Source organism: Pseudomonas sp. GW821-FHT03A09 (assembly GCF_059421065.1).
Window position 1 is genome coordinate 189,960 of the sequence record NZ_JBWKUX010000001.1, and the last position, 16,618, is coordinate 206,577.

General features: G+C 61.0%; 13 protein-coding genes. 4 read left to right on the plus strand and 9 right to left on the minus strand.

The window, feature by feature from the left end; genetic code table 11:
- Positions 1 to 159: 159 nt before the first annotated feature.
- Both AC07V4_RS00900 and oadA read left to right on the plus strand, forming a co-directional pair.
- Entirely contained in the window at positions 160 to 1,575 is a 1,416-nt protein-coding gene (locus AC07V4_RS00900) for an acetyl-CoA carboxylase biotin carboxylase subunit (protein WP_016971700.1), read from the plus strand.
- 11 nt (positions 1,576 to 1,586) lie between these two features.
- Positions 1,587 to 3,395 carry a sodium-extruding oxaloacetate decarboxylase subunit alpha gene (gene oadA / locus AC07V4_RS00905; RefSeq protein ID WP_431749426.1) on the plus strand — a complete coding sequence of 603 codons (1,809 nt, stop codon included), beginning with the start codon at positions 1,587 to 1,589 and terminating at the stop codon, positions 3,393 to 3,395.
- Positions 3,396 to 3,481: 86 nt separating this feature from the next.
- Here the strand turns inward: oadA and AC07V4_RS00910 are convergent, their stop codons facing one another.
- The 4 genes from AC07V4_RS00910 to AC07V4_RS00925 form a co-directional block, all read right to left on the minus strand.
- Positions 3,482 to 4,771, minus strand: coding sequence for an autotransporter outer membrane beta-barrel domain-containing protein (locus tag AC07V4_RS00910; protein WP_492635165.1), 1,290 nt, complete (start codon positions 4,769 to 4,771; stop codon positions 3,482 to 3,484).
- A 147-nt stretch (positions 4,772 to 4,918) separates the two neighbouring features.
- Complete coding sequence (locus AC07V4_RS00915; RefSeq protein ID WP_492635164.1) at positions 4,919 to 5,590, minus strand: GNAT family N-acetyltransferase; 672 nt, start codon at positions 5,588 to 5,590, stop codon at positions 4,919 to 4,921.
- 10 nt (positions 5,591 to 5,600) lie between these two features.
- Positions 5,601 to 6,047: a GNAT family N-acetyltransferase gene (locus AC07V4_RS00920; RefSeq protein WP_492635163.1), complete on the minus strand. Its 447-nt coding sequence runs from the start codon at positions 6,045 to 6,047 to the stop codon at positions 5,601 to 5,603.
- Positions 6,044 to 6,682, minus strand: a complete 639-nt coding sequence (locus AC07V4_RS00925; protein ID WP_492635162.1) for an FMN-binding negative transcriptional regulator — start codon at positions 6,680 to 6,682, stop codon at positions 6,044 to 6,046. The genes AC07V4_RS00920 and AC07V4_RS00925 overlap by 4 nt, the downstream gene beginning before the upstream one ends.
- Before the next feature lie 87 nt (positions 6,683 to 6,769).
- Here AC07V4_RS00925 and pdxR point away from each other — a divergent pair, with 87 nt between their 5' ends.
- Together pdxR and AC07V4_RS00935 are read left to right on the plus strand one after the other, a co-directional pair.
- Positions 6,770 to 8,314, plus strand: coding sequence for a MocR-like pyridoxine biosynthesis transcription factor PdxR (gene pdxR / locus AC07V4_RS00930; protein ID WP_492635161.1), 1,545 nt, complete (start codon positions 6,770 to 6,772; stop codon positions 8,312 to 8,314).
- Positions 8,315 to 8,400: 86 nt separating this feature from the next.
- On the plus strand, positions 8,401 to 10,656 hold the full coding sequence (locus AC07V4_RS00935; RefSeq protein WP_492635160.1) for a hypothetical protein: 2,256 nt from the start codon (positions 8,401 to 8,403) through the stop codon (positions 10,654 to 10,656).
- Here the strand turns inward: AC07V4_RS00935 and AC07V4_RS00940 are convergent.
- The 5 genes from AC07V4_RS00940 to AC07V4_RS00960 all read right to left on the minus strand — a co-directional run bounded on the left by AC07V4_RS00940 (position 10,640) and on the right by AC07V4_RS00960 (position 16,464).
- The gene (locus tag AC07V4_RS00940; protein ID WP_492635159.1) at positions 10,640 to 11,731 is read right to left on the minus strand and encodes a polyamine ABC transporter substrate-binding protein; all 1,092 of its coding nucleotides are present in this window, start codon (positions 11,729 to 11,731) and stop codon (positions 10,640 to 10,642) included. The genes AC07V4_RS00935 and AC07V4_RS00940 overlap by 17 nt on opposite strands.
- The gene (locus AC07V4_RS00945) at positions 11,728 to 12,768 is read right to left on the minus strand and encodes a histone deacetylase family protein (RefSeq protein WP_492635158.1); all 1,041 of its coding nucleotides are present in this window, start codon (positions 12,766 to 12,768) and stop codon (positions 11,728 to 11,730) included. The genes AC07V4_RS00940 and AC07V4_RS00945 overlap by 4 nt, the downstream gene beginning before the upstream one ends.
- 152 nt (positions 12,769 to 12,920) lie before the next feature.
- Entirely contained in the window at positions 12,921 to 13,913 is a 993-nt protein-coding gene (locus tag AC07V4_RS00950; protein ID WP_492635157.1) for an AraC family transcriptional regulator, read from the minus strand.
- Positions 13,914 to 13,963: 50 nt separating this feature from the next.
- Positions 13,964 to 14,941, minus strand: coding sequence for an asparaginase (locus tag AC07V4_RS00955; RefSeq protein ID WP_492635156.1), 978 nt, complete (start codon positions 14,939 to 14,941; stop codon positions 13,964 to 13,966).
- A 77-nt stretch (positions 14,942 to 15,018) separates the two neighbouring features.
- Positions 15,019 to 16,464 (minus strand): alanine/glycine:cation symporter family protein, encoded by a 1,446-nt coding sequence (locus AC07V4_RS00960; protein ID WP_492635155.1) that lies wholly within the window; start codon positions 16,462 to 16,464, stop codon positions 15,019 to 15,021.
- Positions 16,465 to 16,618: the final 154 nt, after the last annotated feature.

Below are 16,618 nucleotides of genomic sequence, written 5' to 3' on the forward strand. Positions count from 1 at the left end.
ATAAGTCTTTGCTTATGCACGACCCAATAATTATTGATTTTTGTTAATCCCTTGAGCGGCTTAGTGTGTGTCTCGCGACTGGCTTGAAACATTTGGTCACGCGCCGACCCGGGTCTAGCGGGTCGAAGAACGCAGCAATCGGCTCAAGGGAATTTCCAAGTGATAAAAAAGATCCTGATCGCCAACCGTGGTGAAATTGCCGTACGAATCGTGCGTGCGTGCGCCGAGATGGGCATTCGCTCGGTCGCGGTCTTTTCCGACGCCGACCGTCATGCGTTGCACGTAAAACGTGCCGACGAAGCCCACAGCATTGGTGCCGAACCCCTGGCCGGCTACCTGAACCCGCGCAAGCTGGTGAACCTGGCTGTGGAAACCGGTTGTGATGCGCTGCACCCGGGTTACGGTTTTCTCTCGGAAAACGCCGAACTGGCAGACATCTGCGCCGAACGTGGAATCAAGTTCATCGGCCCGTCCGCCGAGGTCATTCGCCGCATGGGCGACAAGACCGAAGCGCGCCGCAGCATGATCAAGGCCGGTGTGCCGGTCACGCCGGGCACCGAAGGCAACGTGGCCGACATCCATGAAGCGCTCACCGAAGGCGACCGCATTGGTTACCCGGTGATGCTCAAGGCCACCTCCGGTGGTGGCGGCCGTGGTATCCGTCGTTGCAACAGCCGCGAAGAACTCGAACAAGCCTTCCCCCGCGTGATTTCCGAAGCCACCAAGGCGTTCGGTTCGGCGGAAGTGTTCCTGGAAAAGTGCATCGTCAATCCCAAGCACATCGAGGCGCAGATCCTCGGTGACAGTTTCGGCAACGTGGTGCATTTGTTCGAGCGCGATTGCTCGATCCAGCGCCGTAACCAGAAACTCATCGAAATCGCCCCCAGCCCTCAACTGACTCCGGAACAGCGTGCCTACATCGGCGACCTGTCAGTGCGTGCGGCCAAGGCGGTGGGCTACGAGAACGCCGGTACCGTGGAGTTCCTGCTCGCCGAGGGCGAGGTGTACTTCATGGAGATGAATACCCGGGTGCAGGTGGAGCACACCATCACCGAAGAAATCACCGGGATCGACATCGTCCGTGAGCAGATCCGCATCGCCTCGGGCCTGCCGCTGTCGGTGAAACAGGAAGACATCCAGCACCGTGGCTTTGCGTTGCAGTTCCGCATCAACGCCGAAGACCCGAAAAACAACTTCCTGCCCAGCTTCGGCAAGATCACCCGTTACTACGCGCCCGGCGGCCCCGGCGTGCGCACCGACACGGCGATCTACACCGGCTACACCATCCCGCCGTTCTACGACTCCATGTGCTTGAAGCTGGTGGTGTGGGCGTTGACCTGGGAAGAAGCCATGGACCGCGGCCTGCGTGCCCTGGACGACATGCGCCTGCAAGGCGTGAAGACCACCGCCGCCTACTACCAGGAAATCCTGCGCAACCCGGAATTCCGCAGTGGCCAGTTCAATACCAGCTTCGTGGAAAGCCATCCTGAGCTGACCAACTACTCGATCAAGCGCAAACCCGAAGAGCTGGCCCTGGCCATCGCCGCCGCCATCGCCGCCCACGCAGGCCTGTGAGGAATATTCCAATGACTAAAAAGATCTTCGTAACCGACACCATCCTGCGCGACGCCCACCAATCGCTGCTGGCAACCCGCATGCGTACCGACGACATGCTGCCGATCTGCGACAAGCTCGACAAAGTCGGCTACTGGTCCCTGGAAGTCTGGGGCGGCGCGACGTTCGACGCCTGCGTACGCTTCCTGAAAGAAGACCCGTGGGAGCGCCTGCGCAAACTGCGCGCCGCGTTGCCCAACACTCGCCTGCAAATGCTGCTGCGCGGCCAGAACCTGCTGGGCTATCGCCACTACAGCGACGACGTGGTCAAAGCCTTCGTCGCCAAGGCTGCGGTGAACGGTATCGACGTGTTCCGTATCTTCGACGCGATGAACGACGTGCGTAACCTGCGCGTGGCCATCGAAGCGGTGAAAGCGGCGGGTAAACATGCCCAAGGCACCATCGCCTACACCACCAGCCCGGTGCACACCATCGACGCGTTTGTGGCCCAGGCCAAGCAAATGGAGTCCATGGGCTGCGACTCGGTCGCGATCAAGGACATGGCCGGCCTGCTCACTCCGTACGCCACCGGCGAACTGGTCAAGGCACTGAAAGCCGAGCAAAGCCTGCCGGTGTTCATCCATTCCCATGACACCGCTGGCCTGGCCGCGATGTGCCAACTCAAGGCCATCGAAAACGGTGCCGACCACATCGACACCGCGATCTCCAGCTTCGCCTGGGGCACCAGCCACCCAGGGACCGAGTCGATGGTCGCCGCCCTTAAAGGCAGTGAATTCGACACCGGTCTCGACCTGGAGCTGTTGCAAGAGATCGGCCTGTATTTCTACGCGGTGCGCAAGAAGTACCACCAGTTTGAAAGCGAATTCACCGCCGTCGATACCCGCGTACAGGTCAACCAGGTGCCAGGCGGGATGATTTCCAACCTGGCCAACCAGTTGAAAGAGCAGGGCGCTCTCAACCGCATGAGCGAAGTGCTGGCTGAAATCCCGCGCGTACGTGAAGACCTCGGCTTCCCGCCGCTGGTGACGCCGACTTCGCAGATCGTCGGCACCCAGGCGTTCTTCAACGTGCTGGCCGGCGAGCGCTACAAGACCATCACCAACGAAGTGAAGCTCTACCTGCAAGGCGGCTACGGCAAGGCGCCGGGTACCGTGAACGAGAAGCTGCGCCGTCAGGCCATCGGCAGCGAAGAAGTCATCGACCATCGCCCAGCCGACCTGCTCAAGCCGGAAATGACCAAACTGCGCGGCGAAATCGGCGCGTTGGCCAAATCCGAAGAAGACGTGCTGACCTACGCCATGTTCCCGGATATCGGCCGCAAGTTCCTCGAAGAGCGCGACGCTGGCACCCTGACGCCGGAAGTGCTGTTGCCGATCCCTGAAGCGGGTGGCGTGGCCCGTGCCGGCGGTGAAGGTGTGCCGACCGAGTTCGTCATCGACGTGCACGGCGAGAGCTACCGCGTGGACATCACCGGTGTGGGTGTGAAGGCCGAAGGCAAGCGCCACTTCTACCTGTCTATCGACGGCATGCCGGAAGAAGTGGTGTTCGAACCGCTCAACGAGTTTGTCAGCGCCGGCGGCAGCAAGCGCAAGCACGCCACCGCGCCGGGCCATGTCAGCACCGCGATGCCGGGCAATATCGTCGATGTGCTGGTCAAGGAAGGCGATGTGGTCAAGGCCGGCCAGGCCGTGCTGATCACCGAAGCCATGAAGATGGAAACCGAAGTGCAGGCAGCGATTGCCGGCAAGGTGACCGCCGTTCATGTGGCCAAGGGCGATCGGGTCAACCCGGGCGAAATCCTGATTGAAATCGAAGGCTGATCCAGCCTTCGACATTACCGTTTAATCCTCGGGGGGGCAGGTGCCCCCCTTTTTTTGCCTGGGATTTATCCCCGGCCAGGGAGGCTTTAGAACGTCAGCCGCCATTGCCCCATCAGCCCATGGTTGCGGCTGTTTGAGCCGTTCTCACCGCTGTAGGCCAGGCCGATCGTGTGTTCCTGTGACAGTGCCAGATCCAGCCCAGCCTGCTGGTTGACACTGTTGCGGTCCAGGGAGGTGCCGCTGATGGTGAAGTCATCGACGAGGCCGGGTGCATGGCGAAAAGACTGGCGAACCTGGCTGCCGACGTCCCCATAGAGGTGTTTCCAATGGGTACTCACGTAGGGCGTGAGGCTCATCCGGTTATCGAAGCGGTATACCGTGGCCATTCGTAAGCCGACGGTACTGTTCAGGTTTTGTAGAGTTTGCGGGCCAACGTTCAGGGCCGTCAGGCCGCCACGCTCCTTGAAGCGGTCACGCTGATAGCGCTGGTAGCCGAGGCCGGCAAAAGGCTCGACGCTGAAGTCTGCGTTGCCCAGTTGGTAGCCCCACTCGGAAAACACACTCTGGCTTTGGGCGTCATAGCTGCCCTTGAGCGAATCCTTGTAATCCAGGAATTGAACATGGCGAGTGTTCTGCCCGGCATGGCTGCTGTAGATCGCCCCCAGACGCATGGCCAGCGGACCGTCCTGTCGCACGGCGTAACCGCCCAGGTGCCAGCTGTCGAGGTCGGCGGAGAAGCGTTGCGCATCCAGTTTGCTGTTGGTTTTTGCGCCCATCACACCGACCCGCCAGGCGTGGTCCAGTGCCCAGTCGGCACCCAGCAACAAGCCTTGGGTACCGTACTTCAGACCGGCGCTACCACCTTGCTTGTCGAGGCTGCCGTCGTTGCCCAGGCGTTGTACCCAGAAGTGCCCACTGTCGTCAGTGGGCAGGCTGCGCAGGGTCGACAGCAGTTGAGCGTTGAGCTGTTGGGTGGCATTTTGGGTCGCGGCGGCCAGGTTGGCATTTTGGCTACCAGCCAGTTGCTCAAGCACTGCGCCGACCCCGCCGGGTTGCCGGGCAAGCTCATCACCCAGTTTTTCAAGTGCTTTGATTTGCTCAGAGGTCAGTTCCCCGGATTCGAGCAGGCGAGCCAGCGCGGGCTTGAGCACCTTGGCTACCTGCAAGCCGTTGTGCGTCGTGGCCTGCCGGGTGAAATAGCCATCGACGGGGTTCACCTCGAACTCCGGAGTGTAGGGCCAATCATCAGCAGGTGCGTCGTAGGGTTGAAATCGATACGGCGTGTATTCGATATCGCCTCGCGCTTGCGCCTGTTGAAAGCAGGCGGCAACGGCGAGGCTGATGGCAAAGACGAATGTGCGGGGTGTAAAGGGCATGAATTCCCGACCTCTTATGGATGAGGCCGGGAATTTAGCGAGCGGGCGGGGTGATAACTGTCAGGTCATCGCTCCCTGGTTTGCGGGAGTTGTCTCCCGTTTTGGGCGATTAAAAACACATCGCCCAATGGCAGGTGTTCGGGCGTTTCAGGCCCGACACTGCGCCAGGCTTTGCACCTGTGTCTCACCACTTTGGTTTTCATCCGACAACCATGCTTCGAACCCGGCCCCAACCTTCGGCCATTCCGAATCGATGATCGAATACCAAGCGGTATCCCGATTCTGCCCCTTCACCACCATGTGTTGGCGGAACACGCCTTCAAAACTGAAGCCCAGGCGCTCGGCTGCATATTTGGAGCGCGCATTGCCGTTGTTGCACTTCCACTCCAATCGGCGATAGCCCTGCTCGAACGCATGCTTGGCCAGCAGGTACACCGCCTCGGTGCTTTTCGGCGAGCGCTGCATCGGTGCGCCGAAGGTGACGTGGCCGATCTCGATGCGGCCCTGGGCCGGGACGATGGACATCAGGCTGAGGATGCCTTGGACCTGGCCGGATACGCGGTCGATCACGCTGAAAAAGTAGGGGTCGCTATGGGCCGCGTGGTTGTTCAGCCAGTCATTGAACGCGCTGCGCTCTGGGAAAGGGCCGTAAGGCAGGTAGTCCCACAGTTTCGGATCGGCGCCGGGGCCTTGGAGCGCTTGGAACAGGTCATCGCCATGGCGCGCCGGGTCGAGTTTTTCCAAGCGGATAAACCGTCCTTCGAGCAGTTGGACGGTGGGCGCCGGAACGCCTTTCCAGTCGGCGGGGGAAATGGGCATGGTGCGCTCCTTAAAGGCCTTTGCGAAATTGGATGAAACCCGGACGTTCGGCGATGCGTTCGTACAACTGGATCGCTGTGGCGTTGGTTTCGTGGGTCAGCCAATGCACCTTGCAGCAACCATCGGCCTTGGCGGTGGTGTAAACGAATTCGATCAGTTTGCGGCCGACGCCGGTACCGCGTTGGGCCGGGTCCACCAGCAGGTCTTGCAGGTAGCAGGAGTTTTCGATGCTCCAGTTGGAACGGTGATAGATGAAGTTGACCATGCCCACCGCTTTACCGTCCTGCCAGGCCAGCGCCGAATGAGTGGGTTCGTTGGCGTCGATCAGGCGTTGCCAAGTGTTCTGGCTTACCGCGTCGGGCAGTTCGGTGTTGTAGAACTTCAAATACGCTTGCCACAGTGGCAGCCAGGCCGCGTGGTCGGCAGCGGTGACGTGGCGGATATCGATCGAACTCATTCTGAAACTCCTTGAGGAATAAAGCGGGCGAGTGTCTGGTCGCGCACGTCGGTACTGGCCGCCAAACCCTCGCGCACGCCGGCCATGTCGGCCTGGCTGCGGTTCTGGCTGAGTTTGCGTTTGCCGATCAGGCGGTCAATCGGCAGGGCGAAACCGACAATGGCCTTGAGCATGCCGTCGATGTAGTCGGCCGGAGCGTCGCTGACTTTCCACGGTTGGGCACGCCCACCTTCGTGGTGATCAGTCAGCGCAGTGACAACACGCAGCAGGCGCTCGGCGTCGCTGAATACTTCGGCTTTGCCATAGGCATGCACCGCGAGGTAATTCCAAGTGGGTACCACTTTGCCGTGCTCGGCTTTGGCTGGGTAAAACGCCGGGCTGATGTAAGCGTCGGCACCGGCAAAAATCACCATGGCTTCACTGCCGTTCTGCAATTCTTTCCATTGTGGGTTGGCCTTGGCCATGTGCCCGTAAAGCGTTCCGTTCGGACCTTCATCGGGGTTGAGCAGCAGCGGTAGATGGCTGGCTAGCAAGCCTTGCTCGCCAAAGGTCACCAATTGCGCCAGTCGGGTGTGCTGGATCAGTTGCTGGATTTCAGGCAAGTCATCGAGGGCAAAGGCGCGAGGTGTGTACATGGAAATTTTCCTTGGCGAATGCCTGCATCCTAGGCAGGCTAATGGTTCGTTGTAAGAGCCATCTCGGGTCAATTTCATAGGTCCAATATGCCGCTGATCACGCCACCGCTGTCCTTCAACCCTGCGGGTATCGAGTTGGATCGCCGCCAAGGCTTGACCCGTCAATTGTATGAAGCCCTGCGCCTGCGGGTGCTGGACGGACGTCTGGTCAGCGGTACGCGCCTGCCGGCTACTCGCGATTTGGCGACGGCCTTGTCGATCTCCCGCAACAGCGTGGTACGTGCCTACGATCAACTGTATGCGGAGGGTTTTATCGAAGGCCGGGTCGGCGATGGCACTTATGTGGCCCAATTGCCCACGACAAAAAAACTATCCACAAAAGTATCCACAGGGTTTTCAACAGGCTTATCCCCAGCCTTATCCACAAAATGGGCACTTTTGCCGGAAGATCTGGACAGTGAAGTTATCCACAGCGCGAGCTTGGCGCGGATAAAAACCAACCATCTGCCTCAGCCTCCGTCGGGCCCGCCACGTGCGTTCCGTGTGGGTGTGCCGGCGTTCGATCTGTTTCCGTTCGAGGTCTGGGCCAAGCTGAATGGGGCGTTTTGGCGAAAGCCGGACCTGGAGCAACTCTGCTACGGCGATCCGGCCGGCGACGCTCGGTTGCGTGGTTTGATCGCCGCCTACCTGCGTAGCTCACGTGGGATGCAGTGCACGGCTGAACAAATAGTGATCACCAGTGGTGCACAACAGGCAATCAGCCTTTGTGCACAGTTGCTGGTGGAGCCCGGAGACGGCGTGGCTGTGGAAAACCCCGGCTATCGCGCTGCAGGACATGCATTCGCCCTGGCGGGAGGCCAATTGCACGGTGTACCGGTGGACGGTGAGGGTATCGATTGCCAGGTGCTCAACACCTTGCAGGATTGCCGTGTGGCCTATGTCACGCCCTCCCACCAATACCCGCTGGGCGTGGTGATGAGCCTGGCGCGACGCCTGGAACTGCTGGCCTGGGCTGATCGTACGGGTGGCTGGATTATCGAGGATGACTACGACGGCGAGTATCGCTACAGCGGCGCGCCGCTGTCGCCATTGGCTGCGCTGGATCGCAGCGGGCGGGTGCTGTATGTCGGCACGTTCGGCAAGGTGGCGTTCCCTGCGCTGCGCCTGGGTTATCTGGTTCTGCCGCCGGGTTTGGTGGACGCATTTTCCCGGCGCCGTGCCGTCGACATGCGCCACTCTGAAGTCAGCACGCAGTCAGTGATGGCCGAGTTCATGGCGGCAGGGCACTTCCAGCGTCATATCCGGCGTATGCGACGTGCAGCGTTGAGCCGGCGTAATGCTTTGCTGGCAGGTTGGCCCAGCGGTTTGCCAGGTGTTGGCGAACTGCCCAGCGTCGCAGCGGGGCTGCATATGACGGTGCGCGTGGACAGTCTGGCCCGCGAGCAGGAGCTGCTGGCACAGGCGGATACGGCAGGGGTTGAAGTCAACGGGTTGAGCAACTATTGGCTGGCACAATCGGCCACCCCCGCAGACCAGCGCGCCGGTTTGGTGCTGGGCTTTGCCGCCGTGCCTGAGGCCGACATCGCCTCGGCGTTGGCGCGGTTGCGCCAGGCCTGGGCTGGCGTCAACTAAGTACCCACATACGCAAGAGCGGATCTCTACCTTGGGCTGGATTGCCGGCAGCAGCATGCGGCCGGTGCTTATCAAGGTAATCCGTTATGCCTGACCTCTTTATGTTGCACCTCTGCCAGCTGTTTGCGCAGCGTCCGACGCTCCGGTCGCTAGGGATCACCCAAGCGCAGCTCGATCAGCAATATCAGGGCGTGCTCGATCACTATTCTGAGCAATTGATCCGGTTTTTCAGCAAGCCCAACACCCGTGAAGGTAGTCGATGGGCGCATTTGGCGCAGATGCTTGCAGGGCGTCTGCACCTTGCTCGGCTGGCACTCGACGATACCCCCGTGCGCACGATGGTTGGCGCCGTATTGAGTTACCCCGACAGTGGCCAGCGCGACAGCCAATTGGGTGAGCACTCGCCGCAGGTCTACCGCATGACACGACACGATTGCCTGGGGCTGGCGATCCGCCTGACGGGCGTCCCCCTTGTGGTATTCACTCTTGCACGAGGTTTTGAAACACTCGATGACGCCAGCACCTCGTTGGCTGACGCTGAGTACCTGGAGCACGACGTATTCGAGGAGTGGGCTTTGGGTGCTTTGGACGCAGTGTTGCAGCGTGTCGCGCAGATCGACCCGGCCCGGTTTTCTCGCCTCGACGCCCTGGAGCTGCAACTGGCACTGGCTTCGCGCCCGTCGGATTTTATTGAATATCAGGCCAATCAAGATCCCCTACGTCATGAGTTGGAGCAGCAGTTGCCGGCCTGGCTCAAGAACGCCGTGTCCGAGGGATGCGTGGCATACAGCCGTTGGCTGGAGGCGTTGGCGCTGTTCCATGAAACGTCCGAGAGCAAGACGGCTCAAGAACAATTCGAGCACCAACTGGCCCTGCACCTGCGTCGCCTGGCTTTGGAGTGCTGGCTTAAAGGTGAGTCCAACGTCACGTCCGAAGGCTATCGCGTTATGCGTGCGGCGCTGAAAACCCAAGCGTCGGATCGCCGCCTGCATGGTGTGGTTGTCGCGTTTCGGCCATTGCTGGATGGCAGTGGGTATCTGGTCGGCCCATCAAGGGGGTCGCAGGGAACTTGGTTGCTGGTGCGGCCGGGTACAGCGCAGGTGATAGAACAGGTGGGCACCCAGCAGGAGGTAGGCGCACCGCTGAGTGATCCGCTCGCGGCGCTTTACCACGCAGGCAGAGAGCGTTGGCTACCGCTATTCGAAGAACCGTTAGAGACTTTGGCACGCCTGAAGCAAGTCGGTGGCAATCTGCAAGGAGAGTGCGCATCAGCGCCTACTATGCGATGTAACGTCAGCCTGCTGCGTAACCTGGCGTTGTTGCTGGTTTGCCCCGGCGCCGTGCAGCCTGCCGGGCCTGTGGTTAACGTGGCGCGGCTCAAACGCCTGGACGGTGCGTGGGCCGGTGCCCACGCGGATTTGTCGGTGGCGCAAAACCAGCGGATGGAAGCACTTCGGTTACCGTCACCCAAGACCTTGGGCAGCTTGATCACCGACGGCGTGCATAAAGGGCTGCAGTGGTTGGGGGGCGTGCTGGTCTACAACAAGGACGAAAACCACTACAACGTCTTTTCCAACAACCAGATTTACTTCAACGTGCCCGTCGTCGAACACCAGTTGGTGGACCAACCCGAGCAACCGACCCTGTACGGTCCGCACATTGCTCCCGATGCCAATAGCCATTGGCAGCCTCAGCGCGCACCCAGGCTGCGGCGCGATCTTGATCGCCAGAGTCCGGCGCAGGTGAGTGCCCGCTTGTCTGAGCTGTTGCGCGCCGCCACCCGGCGGTCACAGGTGCCAGGCACATTGCCGGTGGAGGTGGAGGAGGGGCTTGAGCGCAGTGCTCGCGCTTTCGATGATGCAGCGCGCACTCTCCAGCGAACCGGTGACAACGTCGCACAGGTTCGTCAGCTAAGCGACGGGGCCCGAGAGCTGCGCGCCTATGGCCGCAGATTGCGCATCGACATGGTCCGGCACACGCCTAGGCCGACCGTGGGAGATGTGGAATACCTGCTGCGGCAACAGGTGATCCGCATCTGCCGGGTCGATGGCCGTATGGCAGAAACCATCGACGGCCAGATGGACTACTTGCAGGAATACGAAGTCCAGGACCTCACTGACGGTAACAAGCCGCTGTGGTACGCGCACTTTCACTACGCGACGCTCCAGACGGCCGATGACCACCCCACCAAAGCGCATTTGAAGACCGTGGCCCAACGCAAGCTGGGCCGTCTCTTCGAGCAGAGTGAGCGCACGGCCGGGCGTAACACCCAGGTCTATCGCGGGCCGATCACCAATGCGGCTGGGCGGCAGCTATTTCTCGGGGTCAGGTGCCCGACTTGATCTTGGTCCAGGCCCGCGTCCTGGCCCGTTCCGCATCACGCCCCAGGGGCTTCAAGGTGTACAGCGTGGCCATTGCCGCCTCGGTCGGGTACAGGTTGGGATTGTTGCGAATCGCTGGGTCGACCAGCTCGGTCGCGTCTTTGTTCGGGTTCGGGTAGCCGACAAAATCACTGATCGGCGCGATCACCTGAGGTTGTAGCAGGTAGTTGATAAAGGTGTAGGCGTCCTGTGGGTTCTGCGCGCCCTTGGGAATGGCGAGCATGTCGAACCAGATCGGTGCGCCTTCTTTAGGCAGGCGCATGTCCACGGTCACACCGTTCTTGGCTTCCTTGGCGCGGTTGGCGGCTTGGGAAAAGCTGCCCGAATAGCCCACGGCCACGCAGATGTCGCCATTGGCGATATCGGCCATGTATTTGGACGAATGGAAGTAGGTAATGTACGGGCGGACTTTCATCAACAGCGCTTCAGCCTTGACGTAGTCCTTGGGGTTGTTGCTGTTGGGGTCCAGGCCCAGGTGCTGCAGGGCCAGCGGCAGGATTTCCGAAGGTGAGTCGAGGAGGGCCACGCCGCACTGCTTGAGCTTGCTGATGTTTTCCTCCTTGAAGATCAGGTCCCAGCTGTCCACCGGCGCGTCAGGGCCCAGTACGGCCTTGACCTTGTCCGGGTTGAAGCCGATGAGGATGGTGCCGTACATGTAGGGCACGGCGAATTTGTTACCGGGGTCGTTGGCTTCGATCAGCTTCATCAGCTTGGGATCGAGGTGGTTCCAGTTAGGTAGTTGGCTGCGGTCCAGGGGCTGGAACACACCGGCTTCGATCTGCTTGGCCAGGAACACGTTGGACGGCACCACCACGTCATAGCCGGAGTTACCGGTGAGCAGTTTGGCTTCGAGGGCTTCGTTGGTGTCGAAGATGTCGTAGACCAGCTTGATCTTGGGGTTCTGGGCCTTGAAGTCTTCAAGCGCCTTGGGGGTGATGTAGTCGAACCAGTTGTAGACCTTCAGGGTTTTCTCTTCGGCCTGGACCGCGCCGCTCAGTACCGCCGCGCACAGGGCAAGGGAGGTGAGCATCTTCATCGGGTAGCTCCTTCTTGTTCGAAACCTTCGAGGACGTTGACGGCGTTGATGCCGATTTCTTCGACGGCGTAGCCGCCTTCCATCACGAAGAGAGTGGGCTTGCCCAGGCGGGCGATGCGTCGGCCCATGGCCAGGTAATCCGGGCTGTCGAGCTTGAATTGCGAGATGGGGTCGTCCTTGAAGGTGTCCACGCCCAGGGACACCACAATGATGTCGGCGCCGTAGCGTTCGATCTCCCGACAGGCTTCTTCGAGGGCTGCACTCCATTGGTTCCAACCGGAGCCGGCCGGCAGTGGGTAGTTGAAGTTGAAGCCTTCCCCGGCACCTTCGCCCAACTCATCGGCGTAGCCCAGGAAGAACGGGAATTCCGCTTCCGGATGGCCATGAATCGAGGTGAACAGCACGTCGTTGCGTGCGTAGAAAATCGACTGTGTGCCGTTGCCGTGGTGGTAATCCACGTCGAGGATCGCGACCCTGTTGTGGCCCTGGTCGAGGAAGGCCTGGGCGGCAATCGCGGCGTTGTTGAGGTAGCAATAACCGCCCATCAAGTCGCTGGCGGCGTGATGTCCCGGTGGTCGACATAAGGCGAATGCACTGTGGGCGCCTTGCTGGATCGCCTGTTGCGCGGTCAGCGCCACTTGCGCCGCGCTGTAGGCCGCTTGCCAGGTGCCGGCGGTAATTGGTGCACCACCGTCAAAGCTGTAATAACCCAGCTGGCCATGCAAGCTGGTGGGCAATACGCGGCGCAGGGTGCGGGCGGGCCAGGTGTAGGGCAGAAGATCGCCGTCTGTACCGAACTCGGTCCAGCGGGCCCAGGCACCTTTGAAGAAATCGAGGTAGTCGCGACTGTGGATGCGCTGCAACGGTGCCAGGCCAAAGTCTTGCGGCGGCTGCACCGGGCCCAACTCGCGATCCTTGACCCGTTGCAATACATGGTCGGCGCGGGAGGGCATTTCGAAGCAGGGCATCAGTTGCCCGTCCATCAATTCGCAACGGCCGTGGTGCAAGTGGTGATCGTCCGAGTAGATCGTCAGCATTATTGTTCTCCGCAGGCTGTATCGGTGGATGCAGTCTTGCGGCAGGCAGGTTTTAAGAGAACGGCAAGAGCGGCCAAAAGGGGATAAATACGGCCAAATTGTTTGTCCGTAATTCGCCCCGATACCGAGCGGCTGCGCACCAACAGGAGGCGTCAGGGGCGAAACTGACTCGGCGCCACGCCGCTCCAACGCACAAACGCGTGACGAAAACTGGCGGTTTCGCTGAAGCCCAAATGCTCGGCTATCTGGTAGATCGGCAGTTCATCCTGCCCCAGCAACTGCTTGGCGCGCTCAAAGCGTAGTTCGTCGAGCAGTTCCTGATAGCTGCAACCCAGGTCATGCAGGTGTCGGCGCAATGTGCGCGCGGAACAGTTCATCTGCTCGGCCAGGCCATCGATGCCGGGGGCTGCGTGGAGTTGGGCGGCGAGTAACTGGCGGATGCGCCCCAGCCAGGCCTGGCGCCCGGTGAACTCCAGGTTCTGCTTGCGGCAGCGTTCGGCCACCGTCTGGTGGGTAACTGCGTCGGCCAATGGCAATGGCTGGTCGAGCCAGCGCTTATCAAACGCGAAGGCGTTGCTGCTGGCTTCAAAGTGCAGCGAGCAGTTGAAGCACTCGTTGTAGCGCGCGTGATAGTCCGGCGCGCTGTGTTCAAAGCGTGCGTCGAGCAGCGGCAGCGGTTGGCCCAGCAGGTCGTCGCAGATGATCTTCATCGAGACCAGGCAGAATTCGACGTTGAACATTTCCAGCGCGGAATTTTCCCGGTAATCGGCGGCGGTGAGCCAGATACGCTCACCGTCTGCTTCCAGGCTGAGTTCGAAAAGTGTTCCCAACAGCGCCGGATAATGCAGGGCCAAGCGTAAAGCGTCACCTAAGGTGGCACAGGTGAGCAGGGCATAACCGAGCATGCCGTAGGACGACACATGCATCCGCTGGCCCAATTCCAGTCCGATATCCCGTCGGCGCGCCACGGCATTGGCACACACACGCATTTCTTGATCGGTGGTGATGCAGGTGTCGGCACGGCTCAAATCCGCGGCACAAATGCCGCTACCCGCTAACAAGTCTTCAGCAGCCGAGCCTTCGGCCCTGAAGGCACTGAGCACCAGTGAGACGGCATTGAGGGTGGTGAGGTGGGAGTGCAGCATGGGATCTTCCAGCCAGGGGATGGCTGGAAGAGGAGCAAGTTACATGCCGTTCAGCGCAGTTCGCCGCACAGGTCCAATTCCACCAGGCGGCGGATTTCCTCGGTGTCGAGCCCGGCGCCGATCAGCGCGTTGAGCTTGCCGAACGCCGCTTCGCGGGTCATGCCGCCGCCGGACAATACGCCCACGCCGCGCAAACGACTGCCGGCTTCGTAGACATCCAGCTCCACGCCGCCTTCATGGCATTGGGTGATTGCCACTACGACAATCCCTTTTTCCTGCGCGTGCTGCAGGCTGGCGAGAAATTCCGGGTTGTCGCTGGGGCCGGTGCCACTGCCGAAGCATTCGAGGATCAGTGCCTGGATACCGCTGGCAACGATTGCGTTCAGCTGCGCCGCGCCGATGCCCGGCACCAGCGGCAGTACGCCGACAGTAGCCAGGGCCTTGGGCTGGCGATAGTCCAGGGCTTGAGGGATGGCGTCGGCACGGGCCACGCCGCCCTGGCGATTCAACGCCGCGAAAGGGTTGCGCCCAAAGCTGCGGACTTTCGCGCAGCGGGTCGGTGCGATCAATGCGCCGTGGAAGTGCAGGTGTACACCCGGCGCCAAACCGGTGCCCAATGCCTGCAATGCGCCGCTGACGTTTTCCCAGGCATCACTGTCCGGCACGCCAGCCGGCAACATCGAACCGGTAAACACCACCGGCGCTGGCAAACCCAGCAATTGGAAGCTCATGGCCGCCGCGCTGTAGGCCAGGGTGTCGGTACCGTGCAGGACCAGCACGCCATCGCAGCCTTGGTCCACGGCGTCGATCACCGCCGTGCGCAGGCGCTGCCAGTAGGCGGGGGTCATGTTGGCGCTGTCGATCAGCGGGGCCATTTCCTGGAAGCGCCAGGCGGGCAATGGCTGGTTGGCTAGCTGTTCGCGCATGCGGGCTTCGAAGCCGGATGCAGGGGCCAGGCCATTGGCGCTGGCCTGCATGCCGATGGTGCCACCGGTGTAGAGCACCATGACGCTATGAGATGGGGACATCGAATTTTCTCCTGAACGAAAAACGCCGCCGGGCCCAGAGCATGCCCAAGGCCAGGCGGCGTGTCATCTATCTACGCTCAGCGTTGCGCTTGAGCGTTCAGTTCAGCCGATGGGGCCGCTTGCGGTTTTACCGGGTTGGCCGGCCAGGCCTTGCGGTCCAGATCCAGGTCAGGGAACTGGCTGGAGTCGAACACCGGGGTCTTGATGCCCGCAGCACGCTGGTTGTCGTAGTCGTTCAGGATGCGCATGGCGATCTTGAACAGGAACGCCAGGGCGAACAGGTTGACGAACGCCAGCATGGTCATGGTGATGTCGGCGAAGGCGAACACAGTGCTCAGGTTCTCGATGGAGCCCCAGAAAATCAGCACCAGCACCAGCGCACGGTAGCCCATCAGCACCTTGCGGTTGTTGCCTACCAGGAAGCGCAGGTTGCTCTCACCCAAGTAGTAGTTGTACATGATCGAAGTGAACACGAACAACGCCAGGGCCACCGAGATGAACATGCGGCCCCAGTCACCGACCACGGCCGCCAGGGAGTTCTGGGTCAGGGCAATGCCGTCGCCTTCGAAGCCTGGGGTGTAGAAGCCGGAGAGCAGGATCAGCAGCGCAGTGCAGGTGCAGATCACGAAGGTGTCGAGGAACACGCTGAACGCCTGGACCACGCCTTGGGCGATCGGGTGTTCCACGGAGGCCACCGCCGCCACGTTAGGCGCACTGCCCAGGCCGGCTTCGTTGGCGAACACGCCGCGTTTCACGCCCATGATGATTGCGCTGCCCACCAGGCCACCGAAGGCTTGGTCGAGACCGAAGGCGCTCTTGACGATGGTCGCGAGCATGGCCGGTACGTGATCGAATTGCAGCACGATCACGTAGAGGGTCACGGCGATGTAGACCAGGGTCTTGACCGGCACCAGCAGGTCGGCAATCGAGGCAATGCGCTTGATCCCGCCGATGAACACCAGGCCCAGCAATACCGCCAGGGCCAGGCCGGTGTAGGTGGTGTCGAGGCCGAAAGCGTTGTTCAGCGAGTGGGTCACGGCGTGGGCTTGCAGGCCATTGAAGGCAAAGCCGAAGGTCACCAGCAGCAGGAACGCCATCAGCATGCCCAGCCAGCGTTTTTGCAGGCCGTGCTGGATGTAATAAGCCGGGCCGCCACGGAAGGTGCCTTCCGCATCAGTACGCTTGTATAGCTGGCCGAGGGAGCACTCGATAAAGCTCGAAGACATGCCCACCAATGCGGTGACCCACATCCAGAACACGGCACCCGGACCACCCAGGGTCACGGCGATGCCGACACCGGCAATGTTACCGGCACCCACGCGGCCAGCCAGGCTGAGCATCAGCGCCTGGAACGAGCTGAGCTGGTCGGAACTGTTTTTCAGGCTGTCGCGAAACACCGAAAACATGTGGAAAAAGTGACGCAATTGAACGAAACGCGAGCGGATCGTGAAATAACCGCCGAGCCCGACAATGAGCACGATCAGTACTTTCCCTGAGAGGAAGTCGTTGATGACTTCGAGCATGGAGTGTTCCTCGCTGATTTTTCTAATGGCAAACGCAGGACGGTCCGAGCCCTCGCATGGCACCAGGCAGTGCGCGACGGTTCGATCCCAATCCTTTTGCGGGTGTTGTTATTCATGCGCTTTCGCGTTATTTCCGGGCCTCGTTACCGACGGC